This is a genomic window from Bradyrhizobium sp. USDA 327 (assembly GCF_041262065.1).
Taxonomy (GTDB): Bacteria; Pseudomonadota; Alphaproteobacteria; order Rhizobiales; family Xanthobacteraceae; genus Bradyrhizobium; species Bradyrhizobium liaoningense.
In genome coordinates this window covers 383,700-399,372 of record NZ_JBGCCW010000001.1, presented here as the reverse complement: position 1 = coordinate 399,372, position 15,673 = coordinate 383,700, and the positions used below count along the sequence as shown (strand labels likewise).

The window sequence follows — 15,673 nt, the reverse complement described above, 5'->3', positions numbered from 1 at the left end:
ATTCGTGCTGAAGGCGTCGCGCTGGAAGGTTTGCGGAAGCATGTGATGGCTGATCTGACGGGTTATCAGGTTCATCCGAACCGAACTATGCCTGGAAGCACAGCTACTGGAGCAAGCTGCGAGAGCCCAGGAGCAGCAGCAGCGCTATGGGCGGAGCGCGAAATGCCGATCGCGGAGAAACTCCGCGTCTCCGATAGGCGATCTTGGGCGGCAGCTTTTTCAGCAAAGGGATCAGGAACACGAGCAGTCCGCGCTCATTGGCCAAAGCTTTGACGAACTGTCGGTCCGCCGACCATGCCACTTGGTTCGCGTGGGTCGTTCCGATATCTGTCAGCTGCGACCTACTCCGAAGGATGCTGATCTGTTGTTGTTGCGGCGAATATGCCAGCTGCTTGCTAATCGGCCGTTTCACGCCCCCCGGCGCATGACGGCCATTATGCGGGCCGGGAGCCATGCGGTGAAGCGCGAGCGGGTGAAACCGTTGATGTGCAGAATGGGAAGGCTCAGGCCGAAGCCGCGAATAACGCAACCGTCGGGGCCAGAGGCCAATGTTGTGTTCTGCTCCGCCGTTTGCGGATTGGTGCCAGAGGATCAGACACAGCTTCACTGCTGGCCCAAAGTCGGCCGGGCCGGCCTGCCGCGGGCTAGAAGCGCAATGGTTGTGGCTTCCCAAAGACGAACTCCAGATCGCATCATGCACTCCGCTGCCCCTTCCTGTCCAATAACGAGCGCCTGCGCAAACGAAGCAAGCTGCGTGCCGCTCGAAGATGGAGATCCTCAAGCGGGTTTGTTCATGGTACATGCGTCCGGTTGTGGACATTGGTCCGAACCAGACAATCGAGTCCTTGGCAGTGATATCGGTAGTTGGTGGAACGCACGATTGCACTAGGGTCCAGACTCAATTGAGCCAATATGCGACGAGAGCGGCGAGATGAACAGCGGCCAAAAAATTACGGGCGAGCTTGTCATATCGCGTGGCGATGCGCCGGAAGTCCTTGAGCCTGCAAAAGCAGCGTTCGATGACATTTCGTCCTTTGTAGGCGCGTTTGTTGAAGCGATGGATGACGACACGGTTAGATTTATTGGGGATTACGGGCTTGGCGCCACGACGAATGATTTCGCCGCGAAGCTTGTCGCCATCATACCCTTTGTCGGCGAGGAGCACGCTCATGGGTGGCGCGAGCGCCAGGACATCGGGAGCCGCAGCGATATCGGCATCCTGGCCTGGAGTCAGATGCAGGACGACCGGCCGGCAGAGCGGATCGCTCAGCGCATGGATTTTTGTCGTGCGGCCTCCGCGCGAGCGGCCGATTGCTTGATTGTGCTCCCCCCTTTTCCGCCGGAGGCACACCGGTGAGCTTTAATCGAGGTCGAGTCGAGCGACAGTACGACGCCGTCTTCGCCAGGCTTGGCCAGCGCTTCGAAGATTGCGCACCATCGTCCTCGCTTGGCCCAGCGATTGAAGCGATTGTAGATCGTCGTGTAAGGGCCGTATTCACGTGGACAATCACGCCATCGTGCACCCGATTGCAGCATGTGAATGATGCCGCTGACGATGCGTCGGTCGTCGTCCCGATCCGGCCCCGTCAGTCCCCTCGGCAGATGCGGTTCGATACGCGCCCATTGCCTGTCGTTCAGCCAAAACAAACCAGCGCGCATTCTCTCGCCCCCGAATCAACACGTAGGCAAGAGAATCACGTGGCGCTATTTAGGTACAGACCCTAGTGCGCGCAAGCGCTCGTCAGCCCAGATGGCAATTGATGAGGGCGCGCCGCCTGTGTTCGATGGGACGGACCAGATGGTCGATCGCCGACGCCTAAGCTATGAAGAGCTGCCTGCCAGTTGTCCGCTAATGGCCCGCAACCCGACGCGTCCACACGATTATCAAGCGACGGCAGGCACTGCACTTTTCAATTCGGCTCGCTCCACGGCCAGCGGGCGGTGCTCGACGACATGGAATGGCTGGGCGACGAGCATATCGGGCGAATTACGCCCTCCTGTTACAGGAGTTGAAGAGGGACATTCCGGATCTGGCGGCCCGGACTCGTTCGTGGAGTTCGTGACAACCCATGTGCTGCGCTACACTATCCTTCCGCTTTCATTATTATTCCCGAGCAGGCAACCGCCCATAATGCCATTTGTTGCATTAGCAGCCCAGTTGTTCGCAAACAAATCATCGACATCCTTGCTCGGGAGCCCCCCACCGGGATTCGCCGCTTGTTGAACAAAGGCTTGCGCCAGCGAGTGCCGAAACGCAGAGATGCTTTCCGCATCCATGGGCGAGATCTCGCAGACCAAAGCTTTACTGTCGGCATCCATTAAGACCTGTGGACCAAAAGCAGTACCGCTCGGGTTTGACGCCATAATCAACGTGAAGCTAATTTTGACCCCGGCCGAGGTCGTAAAACTATGAGATGCCAAAGAAACTAGCCTCTGCATCAGCATCGAACCGACAGGCGCCTCCGCACGGAGAGCCGGACCATTCTGCCGGAACGATCTTGCAGGAGCGAACGACGCCACTCGAGGCCCTTTGTCTGCTCTCCTCTTTAGAACGTCTTCGTCGGGATAATTTGACGGCTCGTCACTGCTCAGCGTCATCGATCGATAGCGCAGACGCGAGGGCGCTGGAAGAATCACAGGAGCCAATACAGCGTTGCACGGTGCACCCGCATTAGCCCCATTGAAGCTGAACAGATCCGCACCCCGCTCAAAGAGCTCCCCTCGTATGGGCTGGTTGTCACTGAAAAGATGGAGGGCTTGGCATTCCGACTGAAAATTATCAACAAGTAGGATGGAAGAAACAATCAGCATCCCGGCACAATCACTCCGATAGCCGGAGCGTTTTGCCATGGCTCCGCGGTTGCTCACCACCAGCAAAAGCAAGGCCGCAAGCACGCTCACGAAGTACAAAAACACCAGCCTAGTACCCGGAATCAGAGCTGAGTGATACGGCGGCCTTTGAAACGGCGTTGACGGACCTTTTTCTTGGTCCAGACGAAGGGCTCGGCTCTGTCGTTGTATGCGTTGACGTAGGCATCGATGTGTTCCTGAAGCTGCTTGAGGCTCGTGAAGGAGGTGCCGCTGAGCGACTGCCCCTGCAAGATGGAAAACCATACTTCGACCTGATTGAGCCATGACGCACTTGTCGGCGTGAAATGAAATTGCACGTTGGGGTGGGCCTTGAGCCAGTCCTCGTTCTTTTTATGGGTGTTGAGGTTGTCGAGGATGACGTGAAGCTTGCGGTTCGGAAAAGTCGCGGTGACGCTGTTCATGAAATCGAGAAACTCGACGCGGCGCCGGCGTTTTGAATGGGTCGCGATGATCTTTCCGGTGGCGACTTCGAGCGCCGCAAACAATGTTGTGGTGCCATGCCGCTTGTAATCGTGGCTTTGGCCGGTTAAGGCGCGGCCATTGGGCAACTTCAGATAACCCTGCGCTCGCTCCAAAGCCTGGATCGAGGGCTTCTCGTCCACGCACAGCACAATGGCCTTCGCCGGCGGCGCGACATAGAGGCCGACAACATCGGCGGCTTTGGCCGTAAAGTTCGGGTCGTTGCTCTCGCACCAGGACTTGCGAGCCACCAGGTCAATCTTGTGGCTGCGCAGGAACCGCCAGACATATTGGACATCGACATCGCCCAGCGCCTCGGCCAGCAGGGGGCCGGTCCAGCGCGCAAACCCTTGCGGTGGCGGCTTATCCAGCAGCTTCAGAATCCGCTTGTCGGTCGTCTTCGTATAGATCGGCTGCTTGCCAGGCCGCGGCTTGTCTTGCAGCCCTTCAAGGCCATGGTCGGCATAGCGATGCCGCCAAAGGCTGACAATCCGCGGCTGGACCCCAACTTCCTTGGCGATCGACCGGGTGCTGCGCCCATCCGCCGCCAACAGAACTATCCGCGCCCGCTTCAAATCGCGCTGCAACGTCACCGGTGAGCGACAGCACGCCTCAAGCACCTTGCGATCTTTCCTCGAAAGGTGGACTTCTCTTGCTTCGGGTATCATCCCGACCTTGAATCACGACTCACGTTCCAAGAAAAGTGGGTACTAGTGAACTCAATCGATACGGCCCTCATCAGAAGTTCCTTCACCCCGATGTTATGGGGCATCACGTGCTAACCGATGTCCGCCCTGCACTGAGCCCTGATGCCACATTCATGCCAAAGGCCCCTTTTGTTTGCGGACGCTTGTCACTTGCGTTCGCCAAACGACGTCCGGGTATAAACCCCTTGCTGAGCAGATCGACAATCTCGATGTCCTAAGAACAAATGGCCGTCGGCATCACGTCTGATAAGTCCGACCGCTGAGGGCGGAGACGCCAAGCCAACGCGACCTTATTGCTTGAAGCCTAGTTTCATGTTGCCTCAGAGTAAGCTGACGACCACGGCGCTCGTGGCGACACGCGAGAAGGCAACCTTCAGCACCCCCCCCTGGAAAAGCGATCCGAGATGTTCGTCCGCGAACCAAGCAAGGGACGTGTCGATGAAAATCGCAGCTGCTCTGCGTCTTCTACGAATGTTTGTAGCGTCGGAAGTCAGACATTGTTTCAGAGCTGACAATCGACTCTGTTAAAGTTCTGACAACACGCTGCGCAAGAAGGGGTGGCATCCCGGTCCATAGTCCAAATATTGTCATCAGAACTTTAGCGATGATCAGAGCTACAGCTGTGATGCAACGGGCAGCGTGACCGTTTCCGTATATGGTAAGAACGACCGGAGCGCAGGGGACTGCGCTCCCATTTTCATGGGGCATCTTTTTCCAAGGCACCACGTCAGGAGTGTATTGTCGCTCTGTCAGTGGCGAGAACACTTCCGCTGGTTCTGGCGACAGCGACGTTCGCCGCCGGTGCGCTCGTATCCATAACCGACGCTACATTGAACGCGCGCCGAACCAGACGGCTGCAGACCGCAGCATTTCTCACCTGAGCGTAGGCACGGATCGCACAGCTCTCCCTGTGCTGCGGTCTATGGTGGCAAAGAAAGAAGGAGCAGACTGCAATCAATCCTACGACGAATACGGGACGCGACATTTCCCCTCCTCATTTAAGGACAGCGGCAGTCCATCTACCATCTGTGAAATCAATCGTCCGCTCGACCGCGAGCCCCCCGGCTCCCTTGTGCGGAGAGCTCGCTCTATTTTTCGACATCGGGTATTCGACAATACCTGACACTACCGGAGCGCCGTCGCTTCCGTCGCGCGGCACAAGGGCTCGATCCTGCACGCCGACTTTCCTATACGGTGCTATTGCAAAGTGGCGGCCGTGTCTCAGAGGTTCTGGCGCTCACAGCTGCTGCTGTTGAACTGAAAAGCGGAAGCGTAGCGCTTCTGACCCTCAAGCGTCGAAAGAGTGACGTGGTACGACAAATTTCCCTACCGCTGAAACCCGGCCGAGGCGCGAATGGAGTTTCCGGAGTTGGCTGAGGTGTGGGCCACGATCTTTCCTGCCGTAGAGAAGGCGGCGGAGGAAGCGGAGCGAAAGTTGCGCGATTTCGTCGCTCAAGTCGGGTAGTAGAAATTTGCGGCGCTCACGCGCCGCCGAATTTTCAGACCGGGATGCCGAGCTTCTTCGCCTTGTCGCCCAGATTGTCCTGAATTCCCGCGCCCGGGACATGCATCACGCCAATCGGCAGCTCGTTGAGCATCGATTTCCGTTGTCAGGGTTGCAACGGCGTCAGTCGATGCCTCCGCGTCAGCCCTTCCAGCGATCTCTCCAGGTCGTCCCGACGCATCAGGACGGCGGCGTCCGTATCATTTACGGTTCGGTCGAGCTCTTGAGTTCGTGTTCGTAGCGCTCTGGACACAGCCGGGTCGGTGGCAATCAGCGGGAACACCTGACCCTGCGACCGGGCGATATCCTGACAGGCCATATTGAAGGCCCCTTCGGCTGAAGCGCGGCGATTCTTCGCGGCCTCCATTCCCGCGGCAGCTTCCTCGCAGCGAGCGCTCGCCGACTGGAACGCGCCAGCAGCAGCGGATTTCGCCTCCCACGCCTTGGCGAGGGTTTCGTGGGCCGTTCGACGACCTTCGTTAATCCGGGTCCGGTGACTCGCGGCCGCCCCACCGTCAAGAAGTTCAGCTCAGGCGAACGCTTCTCTACCAGTCGACGTTGTTTGGGTTGGGCCGCGCTCTGCGTCGATTTGCGACCGTGAATGCTCAAACGAGATGGCCGCGACCGCGCCGTCCGGCTCCGTTGCAGCGTCATTTCGAGCTCACCAGCCCGCTCACGCAGTGCACCGTACTTTTGCGCAACCGCTGAAAGTCTGTCGGCGCAGCCCACCGGGGCGGCGTCAATATGCCGTTTGGTTGTAGTTCCCGTTTCCCTTAAGCTTGCGCATAGTCGAGGAAATGCTGGAGGCGCGTGGCACTGTTGACCTATGAAGCCGTGCGCCAGTGGGGACCGAAATTCGGCAAGGCGTTCTCCGATCGGTCCGCGAGCGCGCTCCCGCTCGCGGTGACAAATGGCATCTGGACGAGATCGTTATCTCGATCGCGGGCGAACAACATTAGCTCTGGCGCGCTGTCGACCAGAATGGCTTCGTTCTCGACGTCTTGATCCAGCGCGGAAGAGACTCGCGCGCTGCGCAGCGGCTCAGGAAGAAGCTCTTGAAATCCGCCGGCACGCCGCCGCGCGTGATGATCACGGACAAGCTTCGTTCGTACGGCGCTGCGAGGGCAAAGACGGGCCTTTGGGTCGAACATCGCCAGCACAAAGTTCTCAACAATCGGGCCGAGAATTCTCATCAGCCGACGCGACGACGCGAGCGGATCATGATGCGTTTCAACTCCTCCAGGCCCACCGATTTCTGTCAGTTCACGATCAGGTCTCGAACCTTTTCCACATCCCCTATCCCGGAGCCCTGACTGCCGACTTCCGTCGTGCTTGGCACGAGCGAGCCTTTGCGACTTGGCGCGAGATCTCCATGACAAGCGCTATCGCCGAATCTCGAACCTTTGAGAAGCGCCTCCTTCAGCTCAGCGGTCGGTTAAGTTGACGATGCCGTCGCTCGACATTCAGTATGGCACAGGGATTGCAGTGATGAAAAAGCGCTCCGGAAGCTGAGCACGGCGAGCCGGTGCCGGGCGATGGATCTATTCTGAGTCGTTACGGAACATGACCATCAGCGGGCAGAACCCAGGTGCAGCCGGTCGATATCAGGAATCTGGTGATCGGCCACGTCTTCTTTATGTCGTGCCACGTAACTCTGACAGGTAGACAGAAAATTTGGAACCCACATTATGCCGGCGGAGTCGGATATCAAATGTGCGAATGCAAACATTCGAACAAGCACCGTCTGGACAATTGTGCTCGGCTTTGCCGCCGATCCATTGATGCGGTGGAGTTGGCCTGACGCAAGCCAATATCTTCGGAGCATGCCTCGGTTCGTTAACGCCTCTGGTGGACCAGCATTCGAGCACGGCACAGCATACGTCACGGAAGGGATCCGCGCCGCAGCCCTGTGGCTGCCGCCTGGCGTGCAGCAAGACGAGTCCGCGTTAGACGAAATAATGGCGCTGTCCCTGAACCCGGCGATCACCGAAGATATGGCGCTCCTGCGGCAGGAAATGGCCGAACATCATCCGTCCGAGCCGCATTGGTACCTGCCTCTCATCGCGGCCGATCCGAACTGGGTCGGACAAGGACTTGGCACATTGTTGATGAAATACGCTCTTCAACGATGCGATGAGCAGGGCATTACCGCCTATCTGGAAAGCTCGAATCCCGATCACATCCCCTTTTATCAAAGCCACGGCTTCGAGGTCATTGGCAAAATACAACATGGTTCTTCGCCGCCGCTCACGCCAATGTTGCGAGCAGCCAAATAAAGCGAAATTCAAAGCCTGTGTTCGCATTGGCTCACGAGGGCCACCTTTCAGCACTGCTTACGTATTGTCTGCGGCGGCGCTGATTATTCCGCCAGCAAGTATTGGGGCGACTCGGGCTCGCGGCGATGCTCCATGATGTCGGGAAGCTACCATTCCGCTGACGCTGTTCGACAAGCCGGGCCGTCTAAATGAGGAAGACAGCAGACTGATCGAGACACATCTGGTCGACGGCTTCGGAAGACTCTGGATGGCGTTAAGTTAACGAATTGGAGCCGCCGAGGGGGTGGTGACGACCAGCACGCCGACCGCCCGGACCCCTCTTTATCGCCGCCATCGCTTCCCACCGGAAGTAATCAGCTATGCCGCTTGGTTGTATTTCCGGCTTCCTCTCAAGCTTGCGCATGGTCGAGGACGTGCTGAAGTGCTGGCGGCGCGTGGCATTGGCGTGACCTATGAAATCGTGCGCCAGTAAGACGAAAACTTCGGCAATGCGTTCTCCGATGGATCCGCTCGCGCGCTCCCGCTCGTTCAAACGACTGAGAGCATGCACTTGACCGACCGCGACAATCGCGATGATCAAAGCCGGTTGTTGACGCGTCGATTTCGCTCGCCCGAGGACGAGTACGAAGCAAAGGCGGCGCGCGGTCACGACAGAATTCCGGCGGAGCATTCCGCAGCCCGGTAGAAGGCCCGGGCATCCCGTCTTACAAGGAATCGGCAATGAGGCTGCGCGCCGACCATTTCATGCTGCCGCACACCGTGCGATCTTCACGGCGGTAGATGCGTGCTGCCTCAACGGGCCGCGCCTCAGCCTCCTCGCTCGAGCGCCAATCGGCAATCGTCAGCTCAAAGATGATGTCGATTGCAGGATCCATCTTGAGGCAGCGCCACAGAGCAACGAAGAATATCCCCGCGGGACTGTTGCGAAGTCTTATTGTTCTAGGCCGCGCTCTGCGAGCAGCCGGTGCATGACCTCGCCTTTGATCTCGCCTGCGATTTGGTTTCGGACTTGGGCTCCGAGCACCCGCTCGGCATCGACGTCGCCCACCAGACCATGTTCGGCCAGTCGCTGATCCAGACGGCTTTGGAACTCTTCGCCCATGGCTTCGACGAGCCGGTCTTGCATCGCTGCATGTTCGTCTGGAGCGATGCGCCTCAGCACCGTCTCCCAGGGTTGCCAGCGGCTTGCCATGAAGTCGGTGAACTGGCTTGCTTCCCGCTCCCGGACCAGGTCGAGCGCCTCCGTCGCATCATCCTCGCTTACGTGAGAGACCGCCAGGAAGCGCATGTCAGGGGCGACGTGACTGAGCTCCAGCGGCTCGCGCAGCCGATGTTGATAGGCCAGGTAGACTTCGATGTCGTCTACGTTCGGGTTGCCGCTGGCGAGCGAGTTGATCCTGTCGCGCGCGATCTCGTCCAACGCCTCCAAGCGGAAGGCGACACGGCCGCGCTGGATCAGATCGCCAAGCCGATCGTCATATACCCCGTCCTCGACGTCAGCGTTGAGGCGCGCGGTCTGCATACCATTCCAGTGCAAGGTGACACGATCCTCGCAGCTCGCGTTGGCCTCGGACGCCTGCGCAAAGAACTGCTCGCGCAATGTCGGATTGGCGGCCGCCTGCTGCAGATCATCAGCCACTGCCTGCCGAAACTCGTCATTGCCGTAGTTCACGGTCTCTCGTAGCCTCTCCAGGAACTGCGCGTAGTCCTGGGCGCCTGGCTCATCCGCAAAGTGCTGCCATTTGGCCAGCGTCGCCGGGTCGTCTGCGAGCCATTGCGCGGCAGCCTCATATAGAGATTGCTGCGCAAGCTGCGGTGGCGCTTCAGCCGTCGCCAGATTAGCGAGGACGTCGTCCGGCAGCGGGTTATCCCCGAACTCGAGGTTCTCCAAATGCGGGTAGCTGAGACTAAGATTCGGTACACGCCCCTCAAGAAGATCCTCAGGCAGGCTGGTCAGCCGGTTACCGCTGAGATTGAGCGATTGGAGGGTGCTCGGAAGGGGGGCGGGGAGGTCGGCCAATTGATTGCTGCTGACATCGAGTTCAATGAGCCCCGATGGGAGGTAGTCGGGGAGGTCGGTCAGCTGATTGCCACTAACCGCGAGCGAGGTGAGCCTGCTCGGGAGAGCGTCCGGCAGGCTAGTTAGTCGGTTGTCGCTTGCGTTCAGGATCTCGAGCCCAGCCGGAAGGTTGGCCGGCAGACTGGTCAAGCTGTTATCGGCCACCTCCAGCCGAGAGAGGGTCGCCGGAAGAGCGTCCGGCAAACTGATCAACCGGTTATGGCTAATGAGAAGATGCTGAAGACCGGGTGGGAAGCTAGCGGGCAGGCTGCTTAGCTCGTTGTGCCTGGCGCGCAGTTCCAGCAATCTTGGCGGCAGGGCGGCGGGCAAAGCGGTCAGGGAGAGGGAGGACAAATCCAGCGAGTGCGAGCCAGTGTTGTCCGCCCCCCTAATTCGTGCGCGTCCCTGTCGCCGATTCTCGGCTTCGCCCTGCCCCTCTTCGGCCGCCCAGTTGTCCAGCAACTGCGCGCGCGCGGAGGCCGGGGTCCGATATCCTGTCATGGCTTCGAGCAAATCCGCCACGGCTCGGCTGAAGCCGCTGAGGTAACTTTCCTGCTCCCCCTCTTCAGAAGCGGCCGAGGAAGAACCTGCACTCCACTGAGCCTGTCCTGTGTTCATCAATATCTCCATCGCCAAAACAAGAATACCCCCGCTCCTCAAGGTCGCGAAGCAGGCCGGGTGTCATGATCATTGTTCACACGAGCCCAAACGCGCAAATGGATCGATACTGCTGCGAGGCTTCCTGCCATTTCGTTGACCAGATAAGTCCCGGAGGGCCGTCAACGTGGCAGCGTTCTGCCCTTAGCAGGCCTACCTGTCGATAAGCTGACGAATGTCGCTGCAGAACCCCGGGTCGCCGGTTGCCAGCGGTGACCGAAGCAAGCCCGGTTTGAGGTTGAACCGGTCAAGCTTCGCAAAGACCAGCTTGGCCCCCATTGCCTTGGCATGGGCACCGCCAGCGCTTACGCGTTCGGAGCGTCTGCCACTCTTCGTTGCCACGTACTCGGTCGAAGGGTAAGCGGCAAGCTGCGGCCGTCAGGCGGCGTGGTTCCATGGCATAAGCGCGTCGATTTCGCCGCTCGGCCAGCCGTTGGCGATACGCTGAGGCGTTAGGCTGAGCCAGGCGCACGGATCGACGTTATTCATCTTTGCTGTCTGCAGCAGTGTTGCGATGGTTCGCCCAGGTTCGTCCGCCGCCGTCGCTACCGGCAAAGAGGCTATTCTTTCTCGTAATTGTTTGTGGTCAGATGGCGCGTTCAACGATGTTGGAGTCGAGCTCGATGCGAACCATCAGTCTGGAAGCGTTCGAAGATGGCACGGCGCGAGACGGCATAGCGGATTGCCTCAGCCAGCTTTGATTTTCCGGAAATCCGCCGCAATGTCTGCTGCCAGAGATCGAAGAGATCTGCGACGACCGCTGTGGAGGCTTGCTGGCGCGCGGCAACGCCTACGTCGGGGCTTTGACCGCGTATGGTCTTCTCGACCTGCCAGAGCTTCGCCATCCGCTCGACCGTCGCCGTTGCCACTTTCAAGCTTCCTGCAACATGCAGCTCATAGAACTTGCGCCGGCTGTGTGACCAGCAGCCAGCCAAGGTGACGCCATCTCTCTTGCGTGAACAACGGACGTATCCATTTCTTGATCTCTGGAAGCGACGCCGCCCACAACGCAAGCGTCTCCTCGATCGACGCTGCTGGCGTCCACGACCTCCGAATCATGGTGTCCATAGATTCAGACATCTCCTAAAAAGGCAACTGTAATGCTAGGATAACCCCTAGGACCTGCAGCGCTCGCGTCCGTCAAACAAGGCGGCCTCAATGGAGGGATACCTTCCATCAGCTGGATGGCAGGATCATCCGAAGGCTCTGGTCGCGCCGCGGAAGCGGTGGCGGAACGCAGCCTGGAAGGAATATCCGACCGCTCGCAAAGCGCATGGGGTCCTGCTGAACGCGCTGCGAGGCGCCTTCGATGGCGCGCAGCCGCGGCCAGCTTGCAACATAGATATCGTTCATCGCCGTCCGCCAGCGGAAGATGTAGTGACTGACGAAGAAACGCGTCATCACACCGACACGACCGCAACAAGAGCAATGCCGGCAAAAGTCGACAACTCGCTGTAGAACTGCTGGACCATCACTTGCGCCGATTTCGAAAGCGCGGCCTGGACAAGGTCATAGAATGGCCCATACCAGCTGTTGATGGCGACGCTGACCTGGACCTGAAAGTAGGAGGTGAACAGTATTAGCGCGGAGCCAAGAATCGACCACGTCGCCCAGGGGTGCGGCGCAACCAACATCCAGCCAGCCGCAAATATCGCGGCGCACGCGGCGAAATAGAGGTCGAACCAGAGAGCCGGCGCCGACGAGAACGTCGCCAACCCGACCTGCCTTTTGCGGCGCTTCGAACAGATTGCTCGCGAAGCCATACCAGACCAGCATCGTCAGTGCGGTCCAAACGATCGCCGAGAGAAAGAACAGCTTGGGTCGGGGGAAAAAACGAGAGGTCCGAGCATCTGTGGCCTCTTGGATTACAGGAGACCGTCGGGCATCGTCAACTTAATCGACCGCCGAGCCGAAGGAGGCGCTTCTCAGTTCGAGATTCGGCTTGTCGCGGAGATTTCGCGCCAAGTCGCAAAGGCTCGCTCGCGCGAAGCACGACGGAAGTCGGCGGTGACGGCTCCGGGATAGGGGATGTGGAAAAGGTTCGCGACCTGATTGATCGTGAACTGACAGAAACCGTTGAGCCTGATCGGACGATTTGAAACCCTTCATGATCGGCTTGCGTCGCCGCGTCGGCTGATGAGAAATCTCGGCCCGATTGTTAAGAGCTTTGTGCTGGCGATGTTCGACGTGAAAGCCCATCTTCGCCCTCACAGGGCCGTACGAACGGAGCTTGTCCGTGATCATCACGCGCGGCGGCGTGCCGGCGTATTTCAACAGCTTCTTCATGAGCCGCTGCGCAGCGCGTTCGGCGCTGGATCAAGACGTCGAGAACGAAGCCATTTTCTGGTCGACAGCGCGCCAAAGCCAAGTTGTTTGCCCGCGATCGAGAAGGCGCTGCTGCAAAACTACGGGGTGACCACCTGAGGGCCGTGTCCGAGATCGGCCCAGAAGGCCAGCGCCAGCCCGATTTAGCCGGACGGTGGGTATGGGTCCTGGCCATATGTCCACTCGTGTCTGAACCTGTGGTCATGGCCCTGAACTAGAACCTGAGCGTCGCGTCCTACCTTTCCCTCCTTGTGGGCAGCGTCGACCGCGACGCGGATCGCCTCTTCCTCAGTGGCGTAGGGGCCGGAGTACTCGCAATTGAGCGCAACCATCCACTGGCCTTTATGGCGCGTGACGAAGTACTGAACGCTTGCCATAAGCTTGCTCCGGCATCGCCCCTGGGATCGATAAACGGGGTCGTACTCTGCAAATCTGCCGCGGTCGCCTCAACTACCGGATTTGGTGGGCTCCAAGGAGCAGCGCCTTGTAGGCTGGCCTGTTTGCTGTACCCGCGGAGACCAACTGCCGCGCCTTAGTTTCCCTTATTCACGAGAACCGGAACGTAGCAGCTTCAATCGTCGTAGATGTGGCCCAGCTGCTAGCAAGTCTCTCTTTCTCGTTGGAGTCGAAGGCTGGATTGATGGTTGAGTGCTGCGACCGTTTGCGTTTGATCGACAAATGAACCCTCCAAATAGAATGTCGTCAGGGTCCAAACTCCCGGGAGACCAGCCGCACTCGATCGCATTTGTAAGAAAGCGCTCGTGCGGGTCCGACCTTGCCTCTTTTAGATCGTACGAGGCAATAAATTTGGCATCATGGTTGCTCCACTCCGCGGCGCACACGCGGACTTGGAGGCACGCGGACATGACTCGGCGCCGTCGGGAGTGAGAACCCGACGCTGTCCCTACCGCGCCCGCGCGGCCAGTGAAGTTGGCGGCGGTGACTCGGCGCTCACGCCTCCGGAAGCGCTTATCCCTACCACGCGCTGCAAACTTCGGTGGCCAGCCTTCGCCCTTGGATAAGCGAGACCGACCACCGCGGCCCCCCGAGAGGCTCAATTCCCAAGGGTGCTACCAAGCAGTATCGCTGAGAAGGACTGGAAGCACCTACCAGGATTGGTTGGTGCCGATCTAATGTGGCCTGGGGCAAATGCGCCATGGCGACTGAATTTGATACGATTTTTGATGTGATTGAGCGTCACCGCGAGCTTTCGGTGCAGCACGCCGCCGCGGTAGGTATCCGCGAAACTTGTCGCAGGTCTCGAGTTTCATGCCGCCGACGCGATCAGCGAGGAAAGAAGGTTGGCTCTCGAGGACTATGCAGACGTGCTCACTCCAAGCCGACCACGCTTGCGGACGTGATCAGACTACCGGCTTGGCCGACGGTCGATGGCGATGCCGTGCGTCGCCAACATCTGCGCCTGGCGATAAAGCGGCAAATGCCAATGATACTTGGCATCGATCACATGCGCTGACCAGCCGCTCCGTGGGCAGTGTTCGGGCCCGGCATGCTGGAGGACGACGCCATGACAAGCGCGGCAGGCCAGTTTGGGCCGGCGAGTGACGATTACGCGATACTGCGCCGGTACGACGTCGAGCCTCTGGCTCTCATCGCTCCCAATTTCAAAAAGGACGCCTGCGCAGCACGGGCGGCAGGTTGCAGTGGGCATCAGGGTCTCGACGATGCGCGGCAAATACTCCGGCAGCTGACCGCGGTTGGCTCTGCGCTCGGCAGTTCGCTTCTCGCAGGTTCTTGGATTGGCGTGATCCTCGGCTGCTTCGAGAGCCGCGACGGCCTCTTCGATGCCCTCCAAAACAGGCTGTAGTTGATCAGCGTCCAGCTTTCCGACGATCGACCGAACTGCGCATCTTTCGCAAGCTTGCGCCACGCTTACGGCCTACTGGGTTAGCGCGATGTCGGATCGCGGCCAATCAAAAAGGCAACTGCAGCTAGGGTCCAGACTCAATTGAGCCAATATGCGACGAGAGCGGCGAGATGAACAGCGGCCAAAAAATTACGGGCGAGCTTGTCATATCGCGTGGCGATGCGCCGGAAGTCCTTGAGCCTGCAAAAGCAGCGTTCGATGACATTTCGTCCTTTGTAGGCGCGTTTGTTGAAGCGATGGATGACGACACGGTTAGATTTATTGGGGATTACGGGCTTGGCGCCACGACGAATGATTTCGCCGCGAAGCTTGTCGCCATCATACCCTTTGTCGGCGAGGAGCACGCTCATGGGTGGCGCGAGCGCCAGGACATCGGGAGCCGCAGCGATATCGGCATCCTGGCCTGGAGTCAGATGCAGGACGACCGGCCGGCAGAGCGGATCGCTCAGCGCATGGATTTTTGTCGTGCGGCCTCCGCGCGAGCGGCCGATTGCTTGATTGTGCTCCCCCCTTTTCCGCCGGAGGCACACCGGTGAGCTTTAATCGAGGTCGAGTCGAGCGACAGTACGACGCCGTCTTCGCCAGGCTTGGCCAGCGCTTCGAAGATTGCGCACCATCGTCCTCGCTTGGCCCAGCGATTGAAGCGATTGTAGATCGTCGTGTAAGGGCCGTATTCACGTGGACAATCACGCCATCGTGCACCCGATTGCAGCATGTGAATGATGCCGCTGACGATGCGTCGGTCGTCGTCCCGATCCGGCCCCGTCAGTCCCCTCGGCAGATGCGGTTCGATACGCGCCCATTGCCTGTCGTTCAGCCAAAACAAACCAGCGCGCATTCTCTCGCCCCCGAATCAACACGTAGGCAAGAGAATCACGTGGCGCTATTTAGGTACAGACCCTAGTTCTTTTCACTTGAGCTGCTGCCGGT

General features: G+C 59.1%; 8 protein-coding genes and 6 pseudogenes. 3 read left to right on the top strand and 11 right to left on the bottom strand.

All coding sequences use genetic code 11. The annotated features are described in order from the left end of the window. Positions 1-898: 898 nt before the first annotated feature. The 3 genes from ABIA42_RS01785 to ABIA42_RS01775 form a co-directional block, all read right to left on the bottom strand. Positions 899-1,659, bottom strand: a protein-coding gene (locus tag ABIA42_RS01785; RefSeq protein WP_110115998.1) for an IS5 family transposase whose coding sequence is annotated in 2 segments (ribosomal slippage) — positions 899-1,320 and positions 1,320-1,659 — 762 coding nt in all. Because the reading frame shifts where the segments join, the coding sequence is not laid out codon by codon here. Positions 1,660-2,079: 420 nt separating this feature from the next. Further along, complete coding sequence (locus tag ABIA42_RS01780; RefSeq protein ID WP_028144470.1) at positions 2,080-2,916, bottom strand: hypothetical protein; 837 nt, start codon at positions 2,914-2,916, stop codon at positions 2,080-2,082. 17 nt (positions 2,917-2,933) lie between these two features. Beyond that, on the bottom strand, positions 2,934-3,998 hold the full coding sequence (locus tag ABIA42_RS01775; RefSeq protein WP_011084514.1) for an IS630-like element ISRj1 family transposase: 1,065 nt from the start codon (positions 3,996-3,998) through the stop codon (positions 2,934-2,936). Between the two features lie 2,322 nt (positions 3,999-6,320). Between ABIA42_RS01775 and ABIA42_RS01770 the strand changes: the two are divergent. The 3 genes and pseudogenes from ABIA42_RS01770 to ABIA42_RS01760 all read left to right on the top strand — a co-directional run. Next, positions 6,321-6,980 (top strand): annotated as a pseudogene (locus ABIA42_RS01770) (IS6 family transposase). Positions 6,981-7,229: 249 nt separating this feature from the next. Next, positions 7,230-7,817 carry an N-acetyltransferase gene (locus tag ABIA42_RS01765; protein WP_063629895.1) on the top strand — a complete coding sequence of 196 codons (588 nt, stop codon included), beginning with the start codon at positions 7,230-7,232 and terminating at the stop codon, positions 7,815-7,817. Between the two features lie 286 nt (positions 7,818-8,103). Further along, positions 8,104-8,351 (top strand): annotated as a pseudogene (locus tag ABIA42_RS01760) (IS6 family transposase); the annotation flags it as partial. A gap of 170 nt (positions 8,352-8,521) precedes the next feature. On the opposite strand, the gene ABIA42_RS01755 reads toward ABIA42_RS01760, so the two are convergent. From ABIA42_RS01755 to ABIA42_RS01720, 8 genes and pseudogenes are all read right to left on the bottom strand, one after another. Next, positions 8,522-8,692 carry a hypothetical protein gene (locus ABIA42_RS01755; RefSeq protein ID WP_018648285.1) on the bottom strand — a complete coding sequence of 57 codons (171 nt, stop codon included), beginning with the start codon at positions 8,690-8,692 and terminating at the stop codon, positions 8,522-8,524. Positions 8,693-8,748: 56 nt separating this feature from the next. Continuing rightward, positions 8,749-10,494 (bottom strand): T3SS effector NEL-type E3 ubiquitin ligase NopM, encoded by a 1,746-nt coding sequence (gene nopM, locus ABIA42_RS01750; RefSeq protein WP_026312873.1) that lies wholly within the window; start codon positions 10,492-10,494, stop codon positions 8,749-8,751. Positions 10,495-10,911: 417 nt separating this feature from the next. Beyond that, positions 10,912-11,483: pseudogene (locus ABIA42_RS01745) on the bottom strand (transposase); the annotation flags it as partial. A 226-nt stretch (positions 11,484-11,709) separates the two neighbouring features. After that, positions 11,710-12,167, bottom strand: a pseudogene (locus tag ABIA42_RS01740) (SbmA/BacA-like family transporter). 259 nt (positions 12,168-12,426) lie between these two features. Continuing rightward, positions 12,427-12,975 (bottom strand): annotated as a pseudogene (locus tag ABIA42_RS01735) (transposase); the annotation flags it as partial. A gap of 26 nt (positions 12,976-13,001) precedes the next feature. Next, the gene (locus tag ABIA42_RS01730) at positions 13,002-13,235 is read right to left on the bottom strand and encodes a DUF2188 domain-containing protein (RefSeq protein WP_018648284.1); all 234 of its coding nucleotides are present in this window, start codon (positions 13,233-13,235) and stop codon (positions 13,002-13,004) included. Between the two features lie 1,004 nt (positions 13,236-14,239). After that, positions 14,240-14,739 (bottom strand): annotated as a pseudogene (locus ABIA42_RS01725) (IS66 family transposase zinc-finger binding domain-containing protein); the annotation flags it as partial. Between the two features lie 81 nt (positions 14,740-14,820). Next, positions 14,821-15,581 (bottom strand): IS5 family transposase gene (locus ABIA42_RS01720; protein WP_110115998.1). Its coding sequence is split into 2 segments (ribosomal slippage): positions 14,821-15,242 and positions 15,242-15,581, totalling 762 coding nucleotides; the frame shifts between segments, so codons are not numbered across the junction. Positions 15,582-15,673: the final 92 nt, after the last annotated feature.

Excerpts from the sequence above, each read along its gene's own strand:
- ABIA42_RS01775 (WP_011084514.1), bottom strand. The coding sequence starts at position 3,998 with ATGATACCCGAAGCAAGAGAAGTCCACCTTTCGAGGAAAGATCGCAAG.
- ABIA42_RS01765 (WP_063629895.1), top strand. The coding sequence starts at position 7,230 with ATGCCGGCGGAGTCGGATATCAAATGTGCGAATGCAAACATTCGAACA.
- ABIA42_RS01755 (WP_018648285.1), bottom strand. The coding sequence starts at position 8,692 with ATGGATCCTGCAATCGACATCATCTTTGAGCTGACGATTGCCGATTGG.
- nopM (WP_026312873.1), bottom strand. The coding sequence starts at position 10,494 with ATGAACACAGGACAGGCTCAGTGGAGTGCAGGTTCTTCCTCGGCCGCT.
- ABIA42_RS01730 (WP_018648284.1), bottom strand. The coding sequence starts at position 13,235 with ATGGCAAGCGTTCAGTACTTCGTCACGCGCCATAAAGGCCAGTGGATG.